1 pseudogene is annotated in these 1,412 nt (G+C 39.9%); it reads right to left on the bottom strand.

The features are described 5' to 3' along the window. Positions 1-173 precede the first annotated feature (173 nt). Positions 174-1,232, bottom strand: a pseudogene (locus QUA16_RS36690) (ISKra4 family transposase). Between the last annotated feature and the right edge of the window lie 180 nt (positions 1,233-1,412).

The following is a 1,412-nucleotide window of genomic DNA, read 5'->3' as shown; positions in this document are numbered from 1 at the left end:
GGGAGCATCCCGGTTTTGTAAATGGTTAAAAGTATGATAAGAGCCAAAATTTTTCGCCCTCCGCTATATGATAGAACGCAAAAGTTATCGCCCGCACGCTAACCGAACTGGCGAGAGAGGAGTATCTAAAGTATGGGATTTGGGAACAAAAATAAAAAAGAGGTATCTATATTCTAGATTAATTCATTCAAGTAAGCACACCTAAGTTTGAGCATTTGATTAATATTTTCACTCCCCCACTGAGCGCCGGAAATTTTTAATCTTCTATCAATCTGTTTCACTAATGATTCCACCGCTCCCGACCCAATAGAACAAATCTTTTGGCTGGATAAGAGTTGATAGTTGACAATTCGATTCCGATGTTTTGTGAGATATTTACAAAAGTTAGTAGCCTGACGACTACTGCACAACTCAAACAACTTAATGGTTTCATCTATACGACCTTGCCACAACAATTCTTTGGCTTGAGACAGCCGTTTCCTAGACCCTGCTACTTTGTACAGATTTTCTACTAAATGATACCAGTCTAAGATTTCTCGGCGATTACCATCCGGATTGAATTTACCGATGATATTCCAAATTCCGTCATGTCCATCACCTAAACAAGTCACTAGGGAATTTAACGGCTGACGATTGACATAATCAATCAATACTTCATTTTCCAGAAAATATGCACCATAAAAGCTGCCATGAAGACTAACTGCTTTGTAATCCAGCCAGTGAGAACCCTCTCCTTTTGGTCCTCTAACACGCACTTTCCCTCCATCTACGCTGGTTTCTTTAATGGGGGCTTCTGCTACTGGTTCAACCCACTCTTGGTTTTCTACCAATCTATGTAAACTGGTATGACCTATCTTGACTCCCGTCTGTACTTCAATTTCTACCAGATGCCTTGGAATAGGATAACAGGGCTACTTGTCGCAGACAGCATTTCTCAAAAACAGGGGCCAAGCGAGTCGATTTTTTGAGATTTAATTTTTCTGCTTGTTTTTCGGTAATTTTTAACTCACCCACACAGCTTTTTACTGTTCGGGGACGTCCTTTGTCTGTCCCCGTGGTTTCTTTGATAAAAAAAAAGCAACTTGGGGTCCCACTCTCTCTATCCATTGTTTTCTCAGGTGACCTTCTATTGTTTCCAGGCTCTCTAATGCCTCGGGGGGAGTGTTTCTGTATAAAATTTTGGCGATTTCAGCAGTATGAGCTTGTAAACGTGCTTGTTCGTCAGGCGTCATTTTGATTCCCTCAAAATTATTTATTGACTATTGTAACTCTTGAGACACTCTATTCTTCAGTTGCTATAAAATGGCTTATTGACTCTAAAACATATTTTTTCGGGAAGCTAAGTGTCGGTTTTCCAAAAAAACAATACATCATATCATACTTTTGTATACTTGCAAAATCGGGATGCTCCC

This window comes from Microcoleus sp. S13_C3, assembly GCF_036700905.1.
In the GTDB taxonomy this organism is placed as follows: domain Bacteria; phylum Cyanobacteriota; class Cyanobacteriia; order Cyanobacteriales; family Microcoleaceae; genus Microcoleus.
This window is presented reverse-complemented; position numbering and strand designations above follow the sequence as displayed.